We start from the raw sequence: 16,412 nt of genomic DNA, 5'->3' as shown, positions 1-16,412 counted from the left end.
ACCCGTGGAAGACGCTGCCTGTCAACCGCACGCCTTTCCTTCCCGCCATCAATGGCGGAGTTTCCCGGAGCAAATTCTGATGAACGAATCGTCACCCCGGTCCGAAGCGGGGCTCAGCAAGAACGCCGTCGGACTCTCCCATATCGTCTTCTTCGTCGTTGCCGCGGCCGCGCCGCTCACCGCGATGGTCGGCGCGACGCCCGCCGCGTTCTCGCTCGGCAACGGCCCCGGCGTGCCCGGCGTATTCGTGCTGGCGGGCGTCATGTACCTGATCTTCAGCATCGGCTATGCCGCGATGAGCCGACACATCTCCAATGCGGGCGCGTTCTACGCGTACATCGCGAACGGGCTCGGACGCCCCGCCGGCGTGGGCGGCGCATTCGTCGCGATCGTCGCGTACAACGCGGTGCAGATCGCGATCTACTGCATGTTCGGCTTCTTCCTGAACGACAGCATCCAGCGGCACTACGGCGTCGACGTGCCGTGGTGGGCGTTCGCGCTCGCGTGCGTCGTCGCGGTCCACTTCTGCGGCGCGCGACGCATCGAGTTCAGCGGCCGGCTGCTCGGCATGCTGATGATCGGCGAAATCGCGATCGTGATGCTGCTCGATCTCGCGATCGTCGTGCACGGCGCGAGCGCCGGCGGCTTCAGCGCGAAACCGTTCAGCCCCGCGATGGTGTTCGCGCCCGGGCTCGGCACCGCGCTCGTATTCGTGCTCGGCTCGTACATGGGCTTCGAGGCGACGGCGATCTTCTCCGAGGAGGCGCGCGACCCGAAGCGCACGATTCCGCGCGCCACCTACCTGGCCGTGATCCTCATCATGGCGTTCTACGCGCTGTCGTCGTGGGCGATCGTCGAGGCCTGGGGCGAGCACGCGATCGCCGCGCAGGCCGCGCGCGATCCGGCCAATCTCTGGTTTGCCGTCAGCGGCCGGCTGCTCGGCGGCATCGCGACGGACGCGATGAACGTGCTGCTCGTCACGAGCCTGTTCGCGGCCATCCTGTCGTTCCACAACACGATCACGCGCTATTTCTACGCGATGGGCCGCGAACGCGTGCTGTGGCGCAAGCTCGGCCATACGTGCCCCGTGCATCATTGCCCGGACGTCGCCGGCAAGGTGCAGACGCTGATCGCGCTCGCGGCCATCGCCGGATCGGCCGCGTTCCGCCTGGATCCGTTCGCGGTCGTGTTCTCGTGGATGAGCGCGCTGGCCACGATCGGCATCATCGCGGTGCAGATCCTGGTGGCGGCGTCGGTGATCGTGTTCTTCGCGCGCGATCATCGGGACGCCGGCGTCGTGCACCGGCTGATCGCGCCGCTCGTCAGCGTGATCGCGCTCGGCGCGTGCCTCGTGCTGGTCGTGCGCAACCTGTCCGTGCTGAGCGGATCGGATTCGACCTTCGTCGCGATGTTTCCGTATTTCCTCGTCGCCGTCGGCGCGCTCGGCATCCGCGCCGCGCTGCGCTTGAAGCGCAGCGACCCCGACCTGTATCGCGAACTCGGGCGCGCCGCCCAGTAGTCGCTGCCCGGACGGTGCCGCGCCGCACCGTCGTCTCGTTGTTCACTCCCCGCGCATTTCCCGCTGCCGACGCGACGCGCCATGCGTCGCGCCGGCACGGGTATTCCCTATCCCGATCGCGCCTCAACGATTGCCGATAGCGGACAAGGCGCGCGTTTTCATCGACATACAGTGAATGCGACGTCGAAGCCGGACCACGGGCAGTTGCCATCGCCCTCACCCGTTCGGCCCGACGATTCGCCCCTGGGAAACACGGAACACCACGATGAAAATTCAGAATCTGATCGACGGCAGGCATTGCGACGCAGCGGCCGGCCGTACCTTCGAAAAGCTGGCGCCGGCGACCGGCGACCATGTTGCCGCCGTGCCCGCATCGACCGCCGAAGACGTCGATCGCGCGGTGCGTGCCGCACACGCCGCGCTGCACGGCGACGCGTGGGCACGCGCGGGCGGCTCGGCCCGGGCTCGCTGGCTGCTTCGGCTGGCGGACCTGGTCGAGCGCGACCTTGACGCACTGGTGGAATGCCTGGCCGTCGAACAGGGGCGCCCGCTCGCCGAGATGCGCATGATGGATCTCCCGATGTGCATCGACACGCTGCGCTACTTCGCCGGCTGGGCCGACAAGCTCGAGGGCCGCACGATTCCGACCGACGGCTTCATGGGCCGCCCGACGCTCAGCTACACGCGGCGTGCGCCGGTCGGCGTCGCCGGTCTGATCATCCCGTGGAACGCGCCGTTGATGATCGCCGTGTGGAAGCTCGCGCCGGCGCTGGCGGCCGGCTGCCCGGTGGTCATCAAGCCGTCGGAGGACACGCCGCTGGCCGTCGCCCGGCTCGGCGAGCTCGTCTGCGAAGCCGGCCTGCCCGCCGGGGTCGTCAACATCGTCCACGGCGTGGGCGCGGAAGTCGGCGCCGCGCTGGTCGCGCACCCGCTCGTGAACAAGATCAGCTTCACCGGCAGCACCGAAGTCGGCCGCGCGATCGCGGGCGTGGCTGCCAAGACCTTCAAGCGCGTCACGCTCGAACTCGGCGGAAAGGCCGCGCAGATCGTGTTCGCGGATGCCGATCTCGACCGCGCGATTCCGTCGCTGATGGCCGGCATGTTCGCGAACCAGGGACAGACGTGCGCGGCCGGCTCGCGCGTGCTCGCGCACCGCTCGATCGCCCAGGCACTCGAGGAACGGCTTGCCGACGCGGCCCGGGCGATGCGCATCGGTCCGCCATCGGAGCCCGGCGTGCAGATGGGCGCGCTGATCAATCCGCGTCACCTCGCGCGCGTGCGTGCGCTCGTCGACGGCGCGCTCGCCGAAGGAGCGGTGATGCTTGCCGGCGACGAACAGGTGCCGCCGCGCGGCTGCTTCATGCGCCCGACGATTCTGGGCGGCGTCCATCCGGGCATGCGGATCGCCCGCGACGAGGTGTTCGGCCCGGTCGGCATGGTGATGCCGTTCGAGACCGAGGACGACGCGATTCGCATCGCCAACGACACGCCGTTCGGCCTGTCCGCTTCGGTGTGGACGCAGGACGTCGGCACCGCGCACCGCGTCGCCGAGCGGCTCGACGTCGGCGCGGTCGCGATCAATGCATGGAGCCCGATCGACGCACGCCTGCCGTGGGGCGGCACCAAGCAAAGCGGGATCGGGCGCGACCTGTCGAAGGCCGCGCTCGATTCGTACCTCGAGGAAAAGATCGTCACCGCAGCCCTGTGATCCCGCGGCGCACACCGCGCCGCCATCTGTTCAAGCACTTCGTAAGAGAGACGAGAGACACCATGGACTATCAAAAGCGTCAAAAGCGATTCTGGCACCCGATGAGCTCGGCGGCCGCCGGACATACGACCCCCACCGTGATCATCGCGCGCGGCGACGGCAACTACGTGTACGACGTCGACGGCCACCGCATGCTCGACGGCGTCGGCGGACTGTGGAACGTCAACGTCGGCCATAACCGGCCGGAGGTGAAAAGCGCGATCGCGCGCCAGATGGACGAGCTGTCGTACTACCAGACTTTCGACGGCGTCGCCCATCCGCGCGTCTACGATCTGGCCGACCGCCTGTGCGCGATGTTCGCGCAGGAAGACATGCAGCGGGTGATGTTCGGCAGCGGCGGCTCCGACGCGATCGAGACCGCGCTCAAGATGGCGCGCCAGTACTGGGTCGCCGCGGGCGAGCCGTCGCGCACGAAATTCCTGTCGCTGCGCAACGGCTATCACGGCGTGCACATGGGCGGCACGTCGATCGGCGGCAACGGCGTCTACCATTACAATCACGGTCCGCTGCTGCCCGGCTGCGTGCTGCTCGACACGCCGTGGCTTTATCGCAATCCGTGGAATTGCGACGATCCGCACCAGCTCGTCGAGCACTGCATCCGGCAACTCGAGGAAACGATCGCGTTCCACGGCCCGCAGACCATTGCCGCGTTCGTCGCCGAGCCGGTGCAGGGCGCGGGCGGCCTGATCGTCCCGCCAGCCGATTACTGGCCGCGCGTGCGGGCCGTGTGCGACCGCAACGGCATCCTGCTGATCGCCGACGAGGTGGTCACCGGCTTCGGCCGCACCGGCAGCCTGCTCGGCAGCCGCGGCTGGGGCGTCGCCGCCGACATCCTGTGCGTCGCCAAGGGCATTTCCGCCGGCTACGTGCCGCTTGGCGCGACGCTGTACAACGGGCGCATCGCCGACGCGATCGAGCATGGCGCGGGCTTCTCGCACGTGGTCATGCACGGCTATACGTACAGCGGGCATCCGCTCGCGTGCGCCGCGTCGCTCGCGGTGCTCGACATCGTCGAGGCCGAGGATCTGCCGGGCAATGCCGCGCGGGTCGGCCAGCGCCTGCTCGAGCAGTTGCTGCCGCTGAAGGCCGACTTCGAGACCGTCGGCGACGTCCGCGGCAAGGGGCTGATGCTGGCGCTCGACCTGGTGACCGACAAGGCCAGCCGCACGCCGCTCGATCCGGGCCAGGGGTTCGCCGCCCGCGTGGCCGATGCCGCACGCAGGCGCGGCGTGCTGGTCCGAGCGATCGCGAACAAGGTCGTGATGTCGCCGCCGTTGACACTGCGGCAGGACGAAGCCGACTTCATCGCGGTGACCCTGCGCGAAGCGCTGCAGGAATGCTGCGCGGATTCGCTGGCGATCGCCTGAGCGCGCGAACCCGCCCGGCGCACGGACTTTTCGCCGAAGGCTCGTGCGCGTCGCCATCCGGCCTCGGTTCGACGAAGATCGGTGCGGTACGTCGAAATAGACGGTCGGCGTCCCGCCTGTCGCAGTGTCGTTTCAAAGGAAGACAAGTCAAATGGAAAACCAGGCCATTGCATACACGGTGGTGAAATACCCGCTCGCACTTCGGCTGCTGCACTGGGTCAGGGCGATCCTGATCGGTGCGCAGCTCTGGACCGGATGGACGATGGTCCGGCTCGACGACAACCTGCCGGCCAAGTTCGACTGGTATTACCCGACGCACAAGGAGTTCGGCGTGCTCACGCTGCTGGTGGTCGTCACGCAACTGGCGATTCGCTCGATGAAACCGTTGCCGCCGCTGCCTTCCACGCTGCCGACGCTCGACCGCACGCTCGCCAGGATCGGCCACTACCTGCTGTACACGCTGGCGATCGTGGTGCCGCTGATGGGCTATTCGATGTCCAGCACGTATACGCAGAGCGACGGCGTGCCGTTCTTCTTTTTCCGCGTACCCGAGCTGTTGCCGAAGAACGACCATTGGTTCGAGGCGTTTCAGTGGTTGCACAAAACGCTCGCCTATACGTTGCTCGCGCTCATCGTGCTGCATGTGCTTGGCGCGCTGAAACACCGGTTCTTCGACCGCAACCCGGAAAACGACGTGCTGCGGCGGATGCTGTAACGCCGCCGCCACGCGGAACCGCGCGCCCGGCGAGGTTCCGTATTCGGTCCGCCGCGATCGCGGCGGGCCTCCTTTCTTCAAATTTCATATTTCGTTTTACTAACTACAAGCGGACACGCTGCACGCGTCCGGTGCCGACGCACGCCGTCGGAAACCGCGCCGCGCCGCGTGGGCCGTCCACACCTGGAGATCGACGATGAAGAAGATGATGGCGGCCGTATCGGCCGCGAGCGCCATGGGATTCGGCCTGACGGCCCATGCGCAAAGCACCGTGACGCTGTACGGCCTGATCGACGAAGGCGTCAATTTCACGAGCAACGCGGGCGGCAGCAAGGCTTACCAGATGGTCAGCGGCGATACCGTCGGCAGCAACTGGGGGCTGAAAGGCACCGAGGATCTCGGCGGCGGGCTGAGAGCGCTGTTCCAGCTCGAGAACGGCTTCAATGCGAGCACCGGCGCGCTCGGCGTGACGTCGCGGATGTTCGGCAGGCAAGCCTACGTCGGGCTCGATTCCGACCGGTTCGGCACGCTCACGTTCGGCCGCCAGTACGACCCCACGCTCGACATGTGGAGCCCGTTCACGGCCACCGGCAACTGGCTCGGCGACTTCGGCGCGCACCCGTACGACAACGACAACGCCGATTGGGACTACCGCATCCAGAACAGCGTCAAGTACGTGTCGCCCTCATACGCCGGCTTCAAGGGCGAAGTGCTCTACGGACTCGCCAACCAGGCGGGCGGCTTCGCGCGGAACCGCGTCTACAGCGCCGCTGTGCAGTACCAGGCGGGCGCGTTCTCCGCCGCCGTCGCGTACCTGAAGGCCAACAACGGCGGCGCAACCGCGGGCGGTGCATTGTCGAGCGACGATACGGTCTTCAGCGGCCGCTCGCAGCAGAACATCGACGCCGGGGCATCGTACAAGTTCAGCGACAAGCTGACGTTGTCCGCCGCGTATTCGCACGTCGACGTGACCCACCCCGAGTCGAATCTGTACTTCGCGAACCAGCCGGCGGCAGGCTCGCAGAACGCGTGGAAATTCGACAACTTCGAGGTCAGCGGCCAGTATTTCTTCCGGCCGGACTTCTGGCTCGGCGCCGCCTATACGTACACGCATGCGCATGTCGCGACGGCGGCGGGCGATGCGTCGCCGAATTGGCACCAGGCATCGATGATGCTCGACTACGATCTGAGCAAGCGGACCTCGACGTACATCCAGGGCGCGTACCAGCATGCAACCGGCCATACCGGCACCGACTTCGACTACGCGCACGTGCTCGGCACGGCCGGACAATCGTCGGGCCGCAACCAGCTGGCGTTGCGCGTCGGGATGATGCATCGGTTCTGAACGTGGCGGAAAAACACGGGCTCGCGCGCGGCGTACCCGGCAGCCCGTGTTTTTCGCGCGTCGTCAGAACTGATGCCGCAGGCCGAGCCGAACCGCGGTCTGCGTCGAGCCGGTCGCCGCCCCGCCGAGCGCCGCCTCGACCTGTGCGCCATACGCACTGTCGTGCCCGCGTGCGAATACCACGTAAAGGCCGGACCGTTTCGACAGCGAATAGTCGGCGCTCAACGTGATCTGGTTGGCCGAGCCGATGTCGCCGCCGCGCTGCTGGTACTGGAAGCCGCCACCCAGTTGCAACGACGGCGTGACCGAATAGGTCAGCCCGGCGTCGTAGGTCGTGGCCCGCAGCGGCGCGGCGGCGCTGATCCGCACGTCCGACACCATGCCGAAGACGCGAAACGGCCCGACGTTGTAGCCGGCACCACCCGAGACATTGCGCAGATTGCCGCCGGCCGTCACGTCGTGCTGGCCGAAATAAGCGAGCGCGGCGCTGAACGCGCCTCGCGTGTAGGACAGCATCGCGCTTTGCACGCTGCTGCGCGCGACCGTGCCGGGCACGTTGCCGAACCCCCACAGGCCGCCGAACGCCACACCGCCGAATGTCGGGCTCACGTACTTCACCGCATTGTTCACCTGGACGCCCCACACGCGGTTGTCGAGCGCACCGCCCGCCGATGCGTTCGCCGGCAAACCCCACGCGAGCAGGCCGGCCGGCGTGTTCGCGCCAGTCGCGAAGGCCGGCATGAGATCGCCGACGAAGTCGAACTGGCGCCCGAGCGTCACGGTCCCCCAGTCGCCGCCGAGCCCGACGTAGGCTTGCGAACTGAACGCGGAGCCGGGCACGGTCAGCGCGCCGTCGGAGGTCTGGAACTGGCTTTCGAGCCGGAACACCGCGAAATTGGCGCCGCCGAGATCCTCCCTGCCTGTGAGGCCCCACACGTCGTTGCGCGACACGCCGGCCTGCAACGCGAGCTGACGCCCGCCACGTGGCGCGGACGCCACGTCGCTCGTATAGGTCACGCCCGTGTCCAGCGAGCCGTAGAACGTCACGCTCGATTGCGCGAACGCCGGTGCGACGGCACCGCAGCCGCACCATGCCACCATCCGGAACCACCCTTTCATCTGCTTCTCCTCATCGAATTTCACCGGCCGATGCGCGCGTGAACCGACCGGCGCGGCAGCAACGTCGATCCAGTGTGATTTCATCGTTTAAAATAGGAATCCATATCAATGGATGTCGAAACGAACCACGTCGACGCGGCCCGCGCGCTTGCCGCGCATGCACGGATGCGGCTCCGGTAGCCGCCCGCACGACTTAAGTTAGACTACGGCCTGTCGCCCGCGGCGCTGCATGCCGTGCCGCAGCGCGGCAACCCGAAACCGCATTCGTCGTTCACGTTCCATAGCCGCAAGCCGTCTGATCCCGGATTACGTCATGTCGAGCCTCACCAAAATGCTGTCCATCCTCGACGTCTTCTCTTCGTCCGCGACGTCGATGACCGCCGAGGAAATCGCCGAGCACATGGGCTTTTCGCGCACCACGTGCTATCGCTACGTGAAGGAACTGGCATCCGTCGGCCTGCTCGTCGGCACCAACGGCCGCTATACGCTGGGCCCGCGCATCATCCACCTCGACTACAACATGCGGCAGTCGGACCCGACGCTCACCGCCGCGAAGCCCGTCATCCAGAAGCTGGTCCAGGTCACCGGCGGCGATGCGCTCGTGTCGACGCTGTTCGACGAGCAGATCATCAACGTGATGCACGAAACCGGCGCCGAGAACCTGCAACTGGGCTTCGGCCGCGGCCGCATCATGCCGCTGTTCCAGGGCGCTTCGTCGAAGGTGATCGTCGCCGCGATGTCGCGTGCGCGGCTGAAGCGCCTGCACGAACGGCACAACGCCGAGCTGGGCGAGTTCGCGGCCGACTGGACGCAGTTCTGGCGCGCCTGCCAGCAGATCGTCGACGCGGGATACTGGATCTCGCGCGGCGAACTCGACGCCGGGTTCGTCGGTATCGCCGCGCCGATTCGCACCGCCAGCAGCGGCGAAGTCAACAGCAGCCTGTCGCTGGTCTTTCGCGCCGAACACTTCGCGCTGTTCGACGAGCACGTGCTCGGCAAGCTCCTCATCGACGCCACCGCCCGGATCGGCGACGCCACCTGAGCATGCGCACGGCATCGCGAACGATGCCGTGCCCGGCCGCCCCCGTGCACACGATCAGTTCATCTGCGTGATGAACTTGGTGACGAGATAGCCGTCGAACGTCTCCGTGCCGCCCTCGCTGCCGAAACCGCTGTCCTTCACGCCGCCGAACGGAATCTCCGCCGGCCCCATCCCGAAGTGATTGATGTTGACCATGCCGGCTTCGAGCGCGCGGCCGATCCGGTGCGCATTGCGCGCCGACGTCGTGAATGCGTACGACGCAAGGCCGAACGGCAAGCGGTTCGCCTCGTCGAGCGCATCGTCGAGCGCGTCGAACGGCACGATCCCGACGATCGGGCCGAACGGCTCCTCGTTCATCAGCCGCGTATCGCACGTCGGGCCCAGTACGACCGTCGGCGCGAAGTAGTGCCCTGGCCCGCCCACGCGCGTCCCGCCGCACGCGATCTCCGCCCCTTTTGCCTTCGCGTCGGCAACGAACGCGTCGATCTCGGATACGCGTCGCGCATGCGCAAGCGGCCCCATCGTGGTCGCCTCTTCCAGCCCATAGCCGACGCGAATCTTGCCGACCGCCTCGAGATACGCGCCGACGAACCGGTCGAACACCGGGCGCTGCACGAAGAAACGCGTCGGCGACACGCAAACCTGCCCGGCATTGCGAAACTTGTACGCGGCCAGCATCGTCGCGGCACGCTCGATTTCCGCGTCCGCGCAGACCAGCACCGGCGCATGCCCGCCCAGCTCCATGGTCATGCGCTTCATGTGCGACGCGGCGAGCGCCGCCAGTTGCTTGCCGACCGGCACCGAACCCGTGAACGAGATCTTGCGCACGAGCGGCGACTCGATCAGCTGCGCGGACACGTCGGCCGGCACGCCCCAGACGATGTTCAGGCAGCCCGCGGGCAAGCGGGCATCGTGAAAGATGCGCGCGAGCGCGACGATCGCGCTCGGCGATTCCTCCGGCCCTTTCAGCACCAGCGTGCAGCCCGACGCAAGCGCGGCCGCGATCTTGTGCATCGCCTGGCTGAACGGAAAATTCCACGGCGAGAACGCCGCGCACACGCCGATCGGTTCGCGCAGCACCGTCTGCGCGACGTCCGGCGAGCGCGACGGCACGACGCGGCCATAGGTACGACGCCCTTCCTCCGCATGCCATTCGAGCTGCTCGGCGGACGACACGACCTCGGCGATCGCCTCGCGAAGCGGCTTGCCCTGGTCCATCGTGATGTGACGGCCGATCGCGTCGGCCCGCTCGCGCACCAGCGCAGCCGCGCGGCGCAGGATGTCCGAGCGCGCGAGCGGCGACTCGCGGCGCCACGTCGCGAACGCGCGATGGGCGGCGCGCACGGCGGCGTCGATATCGTCCGGCGTCGCATGCGGCAAGTCGCCGAGCACGCTGCCGGTTCCCGGATCGAGAACGGGCTGCGTGCGCCGGCCGTCGGCGTGAAGGAACCGGCCGTCAATATACAGATGGAGCGACACGTAATCGCGTTGCGCATCGGTCGTCATGCGGGAAGTCAGCGGCGTAAACGGGATCAAGACGGATACCTCGGTAGGAACTGCACGATGCATGATGGCCAGGGCGACGATCGCGTCACGCGGCCGGCGGCGGTGCGCGCAGCAGGCCGCCGATCTCCTGTCGGAGGATCTGGTTTTCCTGCCGGACGAGCAGATGCCGGACCTTGCCGCGAAACGTCCTGAACTCGGGATCGGCCATCAGCACGGCACGACGCCGGGCCCGATCGTCCAGCGAATCGAAGGCCCACAGATAGACGAGCTGGTTCAGCGGTCCGATTTCCGTCGCGAAACAGCCGACCATCGTGCCGAGCGCGTGCTCCTGCGGCACGCGGCCGCATTCCGCATAGAGCCGCAGATACTCGGCGACGCCGCCCGGCACCAGCGTGTAGGTGCGTTGCTCAACAAACATCCACGGTCTCCCGTTGACGCGGTGCAAACGTCTGAAACGCCGCGGTGACGCCTGCGATGCCGCCGGCATCCGTCTGCGCGGCCACGTAGCGGTCGGGGCGCACGACCACGAGCGGGCCGCGATGCCGGTCGAACCACGTCGCCAGCACGTTGTCGACGTCCTCGACGCACACGCTGCCGTGCGCGCTGGTCACACGCCGTGCGCGGCCCGTCCCGCTACGCGAGCGGTTGACCTGAACGAAGGTCGCGCCCAGCGCCGTCCAGTACGCGCGATCGTCGTCGCTCAGGCACGCCTGCGGATCGCATTGCCAGCCGACGATCGAAAACCACGGGCCGAGCACGTCGTCGAGCTTGCGGCGCACGCCGTCGGCGGTTTCGACGTCGGGCTGCGCGATCATCCTGCCCGCCGCGTCGCCCGGCGCGCCCGGCAGCACGACGCCGCGCGTATAGCTCGGCATCGGCTTGAAGCGCATCTGCAGCACGTAGTCCTTCAGGCCCGGCGCATATCGCGCGAGCCCGAGGAACCGGTCGCGCAGAAACGCGACGGCCCGGTTGGTCGGCATCAGCATCGCGCCGAACGTGTCGGCGAGATCGATCATCGCCTTCGCGTGGTCGCGGCGTTCCGATTCGTAGGTAGGGATCACGCCGGGATCCAGCGTGCCGTTCACGACGCCTGCCAGTTTCCACGCGAGATTGCCGACGTCGCGCAAGCCCGCATTCAGGCCCTGGCCAATCCACGGCGGGCTCAGGTGGGCGGCGTCGCCGACGAGCGCCACGCGGCCCGCCACGAAACGCTCGGCCACGCGAGAATGGTGCGTATAGGTTCGTGCGCGCACGATCTCGATACGATCGACGTCGTCGACGTACGGCGCGATCAGCGCGCGGATCGATTCCGGCCGCGCGATCGCCTCGGCGTCCTCGTGCGGGAATACGAGAAACTCCCAGCGCCGGAAATTGAACGGCAGATAGATGCACACGTTCGGGCGGCGCGGGTCGCAGTTCAGCGCCGTGCACGGCTGGTCGAGCCCGGCGTTCTTCACGTCGACCACGACCCATTTGATCGGGTGCGTCGTGCCGGCCAGCTTGATGCCGAGCCAGTCGCGCATCGGGCTGCGCCCGCCGTCGGCCGCCACGACGTAATCGGCGTCGAGCGCATACTGCCGGCCGTCGGCGTCGCGCACCTGCAACGTGACGCATCGGTCGTCCTGCTCAACGCCGACCACTTCCTCGCCGGTCCGCAGCGCGACGTGCGGATAGCGCGCCAGCCCGGCGCGCAGCGTGTGTTCGGCCAATTGCTGCATGAAGATGTTGCGGCGCCACCAGCCGAATTCGCGCATCGACGGGCGGATGTCGGCAAAGCATTCGCCATTCGCCTTGAACATGCGCAACGGCACGTTCTGGATGATGTCGCGGCTCAATTCGTCGGCGAGCCCCGCTGTCTGAAACATCCGCAATGCTTCGTCGTCGATGCCGACCGCGCGCGGAAAATCGACGATGTCCGCCGCCTTCTCGATGATCACCGTCGCGACGCCGTAAAGGCCGAGCAGATTCGCCATCGCGACGCCGTTCGGCCCCGCGCCGACGATGGCGACCGAGGTCCGGTTCCGGTTGTTCGCTTTCATTCGCCCACGCCTCCGCTGCGCCATGCAGGATCGTCGAGACGATCGAGCCACGACCGCAATGCACGATTGAACGCATCGGGTTGATCGTCGTGCACGTAATGCGTCGCGCCCGGCATGTCGATCCACTCGATTTCCGCATTGGCTGCCGCCATTTCCGCCGCCACGTCCGCGGACAGGAAATCCGAGTCGCCGCCGCGCAACAGCAACGTGGGCACGTGCAGGTTGAGGATCAGCGGCCACAGATGGACGAGCTGCTCCGGCGTCGCAGCCAGCCGTGCGGCCGCGATCCCTTTCGCGTCGTGCCGCCAGACGATCCGGCCGGCCTCGCCTTCTTTCAACGAGTGCGCGAGGCGCGAATCGAGCGCGGATTCCGCGATGTTCGGCCGCTGGCGCCGCCAGAACGCGCGTGCGTCGTCCCACGACGCGAACGCGTCCGGCGTTTCCTGCAGCTCGCGCTTGATGCGCTCGGAACCCGGCGAGCCGGCCGACGCCCCGGGGCCCATGTCCTCGATCACGAGGCCCGCGAGCCGTTCGGCGCGCCGTTCCGGTTGCGCCGCCGCGTAGACGAACGCATTGGCGCCGCCCATCGAATGCCCGACCAGCACGAATCGTCGCAGATCGAGTTCACGCACCAATGCGTCGAGATCGCGCACGTAGGCCGCCGCGTAATAGTCCCGCCGCGGATCCCAGTCGCTCAGCCCGCGCCCGCGCTGATCGAGCGCGACGACCCGGTAGCGGTCGACCAGCGCAGCGGCGACGGGCGCCCAGGTATGCGCGTAACTGCGCAAGCCGTGCAGCATCACCACGGTCGGCGCATCGTCGCGGCCCCAGCTCACGTAGTGCAGCCGCAATCCATCGTTGTCGATCCAACCATCCTTGGCGGACGCCGTGTTCATCATGTGCTCCTCGTCCAGCATGCGCGATCAGACCAGACCGTCGCGACCGACGATCTCGCTCGCCTTCAGGCCGCCGAGCCGTGCATGCAGCCGCCCGCGCGTCGCGAACGCGAAGATCACCAGCACTTCGTCGTCGTTCGGCGCATCGGGAAACAGGCACGTCACCGTGTCGTAGTGCGAGCGCACGTAGAGCGCATCCTTGTGCGCGAGCGGCACGTCGATCACCGTGTTGATCGGGCCGCGCTTGCCGCTCGACGGCACCCACGATTTCCCGCCGCCCAACGCCGCGCGGATCGGCTCCGCGAAGATCGACGTGAGGAACGCGTTGCCGTGTTCGTATTCGCCGGCCGAACCGACCAGACACGCCTTGCCGTAGCTCTCGATCGCGCGGCCGTCGGCGAGCGACTCGATGCGTCGCGCAAACTCCTTGCCGAGCGCGGGCGACGGGCGCACGAGGTCGTCGAGGTTTTCGCTGAATCGCCCTGCATACGGATTGTGAACGGCCGCGGCGATCACGATCTTGCGCAACGGCTCGCCGTCCGCGAGCTGGCCGGTTTCGTTCGCGAGCGAATCCTCGATCTGCGTGTACCACTTGCGGATGTGAAAGCCTTCGAAATTGGCGGTCTTGCTCATTTGCATTCCTATATAAAATGTCGATGATGCGGATGGAAAGGTGGCGGCTCAGTCGAAGTCGAACAGCGGTTCGAGCTGGAAGGGATCGCTCGGCGCGTTGTATCGATGCAGCACGCGCTTGCCCTCTTCGTCGTCCGTGACCATTTCGCAGAAGAATTCGAGCCGGTTTCCGTCAGGGTCCGTGAAATACACGCCGATCCCGACCTTGTGATCGGTGATCTTGACGATCGGCACGTCGCGGCGAATCAGCATCCCGTACAGGCGGCGCAATTCGGTCAGCCCGCCGGCGATTTCGAGGCCGTAGTGCTGCAGGCCGATCGTGCCGAGCTCCGCATCGGACGCCGCGCGAATCAGCGCGATATCGTGGTGCTTCTGGCCGAACGACATGAACACCCACTGCTCGCCGCGCGCGGTTTCCGTCATGCCGAGCACCTCGGCGTACCAGATGCTCGAGCGAACGGGATCGCGTACGAACAGCGACAGGTGGGTGCGCTGCACGCGCGGCGTCGGCAACGGCAGGCCGCTCGCGTTCGCACGTTGGGCGCGTTGGCGGATATCGGACGGTGTCATCGTTCGCTCCGCTCAGTGGGTCGACTGCGCGTGGGCGGCCAGCGGCGCCTCGAACGGCGTCCACGCGACCGCCGTGATCTCGCTGAAATCGCGCCATTCCTTGGCCCAGCTCCGGCCGCCGTCGCGCGAGCGGAACAGGTGCCCGTACTTGGTGCCCGCATACACGAGCGACGGTTGGGCCGCATGCACGCCGAACGCCCAGAACGTGGAGTTCGGCGGCGTGTGCAGATCCGTCTCGTGCCACGCGTAACCGCGATCGGTCGAGCGGTAGATGCGGCTGCGGCTGCCCGGCGTGCCGTCGCCGATCGCCATCAGCAGGTCGCCTTCCGGCTCCGGCAGTTGCACGACGGTGCGCGTGTAGTACAGCCCGTCGAAGCGGTCGCGCGACAGCTTGCCGTCCCACGTCAGGCCGTCGTCCTCGCTCACGTACACCGCGTTGACCGTCAGCAGCACCGTGGTCTTCGGCCGGCCTTGCGTGGCGGACAGGACGGCGATCGCGTGAATGTCGCTGTTGCGGATCGCGGTGCCGGGGCCATCGACGCGCGTCCAGCTCGCGCCGGCATCGCGGCTGCGCCACGCGCCGCCCTCCTCCACGCCGTACCAGACGTTGCGGCTGTCGTCCGGGTCCACGCAGATCGTCAGCAGCCGCGGACGATTGACGCCCGAGCAAAACTCCGGGAGCTCGGGCGCCGTTCGCGCCCACGTCGCGCCCGCGTCGTTCGACTTGTAAAGCGCGGCGCGCGACGGCGCGCCGGTGCCCGCATAGAGCACCGCCGGGTTGGCCGGATCGATCGCGATCGACCAGACCGTCTGCCCGTTCAGCAGGTTGTCGGGCCGAAACCAGTGCGCGCCGCCATCGTCGCTGATGCACAGCCCCGAATCGGCGCCGGCATAGACGCGCGACGGCGTCGCGGGGCACACCGCGAGCGCGCGCACGATGCCGTCGAATTCGATCGGTTCGGCGAGCCCGAGGCGATGCCAGGTCTTGCCGTCGTCGTTCGAGCGCAGGATGCCTTGCCCGGCGGTGGCGACCAGTACGGTTGCGGTCATGAAGTGCTCCTTGTGTCAGAGAAAAATGCCGCGCGTGAGCCCGCCGTCGCAGCCGATCGATTCGCCGGTGATCGAGCCGGACTTCGGCGACGCGAGAAACGCGACGATCCACCCCATTTCTTCCGGCTGCAGCACGCGGCGGATCGGCGTGACCTTCACGTAGTTGGCCTCGACCTCCGCGGCCGTCAGCCCCTGCTTCTGCGCTTCCTTCTCGTAGAGCTCGTGGATATGCGGCGTCTCGACGACGCCCGGATGAATCGTGTTGACCGTGATGCCGAACGGTCCGAGCTGGTCGGACAGCGTCTTGGTCAGGTGCACGATCGCCACGTTGCGCATGCCGGACAGCTGCTTGCTGCCGCGGCCCGTCAGGCCGCCGATGTTGACGATCCGGCCGAAGCCGTTGCGCCGCATGTGGGGTGCGGCGGCCTTCGCGCAGCGCAGGTAGCCGACCACCTTGATGTCGATGTCCTGCAGCAGTCCCTGCGGGTCGGCGTGTTCGAGTTCGGTCCGCACGAGCCCGCCCGGATGCGCGGCGCCGTTCAGCAGGATGTCGAGCCGGCCGAAACGCTCGACGCTCGCGGCCATCGCCGCTTCGATCGACGCCATGTCGGTCGTGTCCACCGTGACGGGGAGGATCGCGCCGGCCGCGTCGCCGAGCGGCGCGAGCGCCGTGCGAATCTCGGCGGCAGCCGCTTCGAGGTGTTCGATGCGTCGCGCGGCGATCGCGACGTTGACGCCTTCGCGCGCCAGTTCGAGCGCGACCGCCTTGCCGATGCCCATGCTGCCGCCGGTGATGAACGCGGCTTTTCCGTGCAGTTGCAGATCCATGTCGATGAAAGGTGA

General features: G+C 67.5%; 15 protein-coding genes. 6 read left to right on the top strand and 9 right to left on the bottom strand.

Going from position 1 to position 16,412, the window contains the following annotated elements:
• Positions 1–79 precede the first annotated feature (79 nt).
• The 5 genes from A9Z05_RS22760 (at position 80) to A9Z05_RS22740 (ending at position 6,714) form a co-directional block, all read left to right on the top strand.
• The gene (locus A9Z05_RS22760) at positions 80–1,519 is read left to right on the top strand and encodes an APC family permease (RefSeq protein ID WP_069620057.1); all 1,440 of its coding nucleotides are present in this window, start codon (positions 80–82) and stop codon (positions 1,517–1,519) included.
• Positions 1,520–1,784: 265 nt separating this feature from the next.
• A complete protein-coding gene (locus A9Z05_RS22755) occupies positions 1,785–3,227 on the top strand; it encodes an aldehyde dehydrogenase (protein WP_069620056.1) in 1,443 nt (480 codons plus the stop codon).
• A gap of 62 nt (positions 3,228–3,289) precedes the next feature.
• On the top strand, positions 3,290–4,654 hold the full coding sequence (locus tag A9Z05_RS22750; RefSeq protein WP_069620055.1) for an aspartate aminotransferase family protein: 1,365 nt from the start codon (positions 3,290–3,292) through the stop codon (positions 4,652–4,654).
• Between the two features lie 151 nt (positions 4,655–4,805).
• Positions 4,806–5,369, top strand: a complete 564-nt coding sequence (locus A9Z05_RS22745; protein WP_069620054.1) for a cytochrome b — start codon at positions 4,806–4,808, stop codon at positions 5,367–5,369.
• 196 nt (positions 5,370–5,565) lie between these two features.
• Positions 5,566–6,714, top strand: a complete 1,149-nt coding sequence (locus A9Z05_RS22740; protein WP_069620053.1) for a porin — start codon at positions 5,566–5,568, stop codon at positions 6,712–6,714.
• A 63-nt stretch (positions 6,715–6,777) separates the two neighbouring features.
• On the opposite strand, the gene A9Z05_RS22735 is transcribed toward A9Z05_RS22740, so the two are convergent.
• Positions 6,778–7,833, bottom strand: a complete 1,056-nt coding sequence (locus A9Z05_RS22735; protein ID WP_069620128.1) for a porin — start codon at positions 7,831–7,833, stop codon at positions 6,778–6,780.
• A 313-nt stretch (positions 7,834–8,146) separates the two neighbouring features.
• Here A9Z05_RS22735 and A9Z05_RS22730 point away from each other — a divergent pair, with 313 nt between their 5' ends.
• Entirely contained in the window at positions 8,147–8,875 is a 729-nt protein-coding gene (locus tag A9Z05_RS22730) for an IclR family transcriptional regulator (protein ID WP_069620052.1), read from the top strand.
• A 54-nt stretch (positions 8,876–8,929) separates the two neighbouring features.
• Here A9Z05_RS22730 and A9Z05_RS22725 read toward each other — a convergent pair whose 3' ends face one another.
• The 8 genes from A9Z05_RS22725 to A9Z05_RS22690 form a co-directional block, all read right to left on the bottom strand.
• On the bottom strand, positions 8,930–10,381 hold the full coding sequence (locus tag A9Z05_RS22725) for an NAD-dependent succinate-semialdehyde dehydrogenase (protein WP_069620051.1): 1,452 nt from the start codon (positions 10,379–10,381) through the stop codon (positions 8,930–8,932).
• A gap of 85 nt (positions 10,382–10,466) precedes the next feature.
• A complete protein-coding gene (locus A9Z05_RS22720; RefSeq protein WP_069620050.1) occupies positions 10,467–10,799 on the bottom strand; it encodes an NIPSNAP family protein in 333 nt (110 codons plus the stop codon).
• A complete protein-coding gene (locus A9Z05_RS22715) occupies positions 10,789–12,420 on the bottom strand; it encodes a bifunctional 3-(3-hydroxy-phenyl)propionate/3-hydroxycinnamic acid hydroxylase (RefSeq protein ID WP_069620049.1) in 1,632 nt (543 codons plus the stop codon). Before A9Z05_RS22715 ends, A9Z05_RS22720 begins: the two co-directional genes overlap by 11 nt.
• Positions 12,417–13,316: an alpha/beta fold hydrolase gene (locus A9Z05_RS22710; RefSeq protein WP_141723465.1), complete on the bottom strand. Its 900-nt coding sequence runs from the start codon at positions 13,314–13,316 to the stop codon at positions 12,417–12,419. Before A9Z05_RS22710 ends, A9Z05_RS22715 begins: the two co-directional genes overlap by 4 nt.
• 27 nt (positions 13,317–13,343) lie before the next feature.
• Complete coding sequence (locus A9Z05_RS22705) at positions 13,344–13,949, bottom strand: amino acid synthesis family protein (protein WP_027809147.1); 606 nt, start codon at positions 13,947–13,949, stop codon at positions 13,344–13,346.
• Between the two features lie 48 nt (positions 13,950–13,997).
• Positions 13,998–14,519 carry a VOC family protein gene (locus A9Z05_RS22700; protein WP_069620047.1) on the bottom strand — a complete coding sequence of 174 codons (522 nt, stop codon included), beginning with the start codon at positions 14,517–14,519 and terminating at the stop codon, positions 13,998–14,000.
• A gap of 12 nt (positions 14,520–14,531) precedes the next feature.
• A complete protein-coding gene (locus A9Z05_RS22695) occupies positions 14,532–15,569 on the bottom strand; it encodes a sialidase family protein (protein ID WP_069620046.1) in 1,038 nt (345 codons plus the stop codon).
• Positions 15,570–15,584: 15 nt separating this feature from the next.
• Positions 15,585–16,397 (bottom strand): SDR family NAD(P)-dependent oxidoreductase, encoded by an 813-nt coding sequence (locus tag A9Z05_RS22690; RefSeq protein ID WP_069620045.1) that lies wholly within the window; start codon positions 16,395–16,397, stop codon positions 15,585–15,587.
• Positions 16,398–16,412 lie beyond the last annotated feature (15 nt).

It is taken from the genome of Burkholderia sp. A2 (genome assembly GCF_001729305.1).
Taxonomy (GTDB): domain Bacteria; phylum Pseudomonadota; class Gammaproteobacteria; order Burkholderiales; family Burkholderiaceae; genus Burkholderia; species Burkholderia sola.
Note: the sequence above shows the minus strand (reverse complement) of the source record. Positions and strands in the feature narration are given on the sequence as shown.

What these genes read in the sequence shown, in the direction of transcription:
- A9Z05_RS22740 (WP_069620053.1), top strand. Translation starts at nt 5,566, where the DNA reads ATGAAGAAGATGATGGCGGCCGTATCGGCCGCGAGCGCCATGGGATTC.
- A9Z05_RS22730 (WP_069620052.1), top strand. Translation starts at nt 8,147, where the DNA reads ATGTCGAGCCTCACCAAAATGCTGTCCATCCTCGACGTCTTCTCTTCG.
- A9Z05_RS22695 (WP_069620046.1), bottom strand. Translation starts at nt 15,569, where the DNA reads ATGACCGCAACCGTACTGGTCGCCACCGCCGGGCAAGGCATCCTGCGC.
- A9Z05_RS22700 (WP_069620047.1), bottom strand. Translation starts at nt 14,519, where the DNA reads ATGACACCGTCCGATATCCGCCAACGCGCCCAACGTGCGAACGCGAGC.
- A9Z05_RS22720 (WP_069620050.1), bottom strand. Translation starts at nt 10,799, where the DNA reads ATGTTTGTTGAGCAACGCACCTACACGCTGGTGCCGGGCGGCGTCGCC.
- A9Z05_RS22745 (WP_069620054.1), top strand. Translation starts at nt 4,806, where the DNA reads ATGGAAAACCAGGCCATTGCATACACGGTGGTGAAATACCCGCTCGCA.
- A9Z05_RS22690 (WP_069620045.1), bottom strand. Translation starts at nt 16,397, where the DNA reads ATGGATCTGCAACTGCACGGAAAAGCCGCGTTCATCACCGGCGGCAGC.
- A9Z05_RS22705 (WP_027809147.1), bottom strand. Translation starts at nt 13,949, where the DNA reads ATGAGCAAGACCGCCAATTTCGAAGGCTTTCACATCCGCAAGTGGTAC.
- A9Z05_RS22750 (WP_069620055.1), top strand. Translation starts at nt 3,290, where the DNA reads ATGGACTATCAAAAGCGTCAAAAGCGATTCTGGCACCCGATGAGCTCG.
- A9Z05_RS22725 (WP_069620051.1), bottom strand. Translation starts at nt 10,381, where the DNA reads ATGACGACCGATGCGCAACGCGATTACGTGTCGCTCCATCTGTATATT.
- A9Z05_RS22715 (WP_069620049.1), bottom strand. Translation starts at nt 12,420, where the DNA reads ATGAAAGCGAACAACCGGAACCGGACCTCGGTCGCCATCGTCGGCGCG.
- A9Z05_RS22755 (WP_069620056.1), top strand. Translation starts at nt 1,785, where the DNA reads ATGAAAATTCAGAATCTGATCGACGGCAGGCATTGCGACGCAGCGGCC.
- A9Z05_RS22760 (WP_069620057.1), top strand. Translation starts at nt 80, where the DNA reads ATGAACGAATCGTCACCCCGGTCCGAAGCGGGGCTCAGCAAGAACGCC.
- A9Z05_RS22710 (WP_141723465.1), bottom strand. Translation starts at nt 13,316, where the DNA reads ATGAACACGGCGTCCGCCAAGGATGGTTGGATCGACAACGATGGATTG.
- A9Z05_RS22735 (WP_069620128.1), bottom strand. Translation starts at nt 7,833, where the DNA reads ATGAAAGGGTGGTTCCGGATGGTGGCATGGTGCGGCTGCGGTGCCGTC.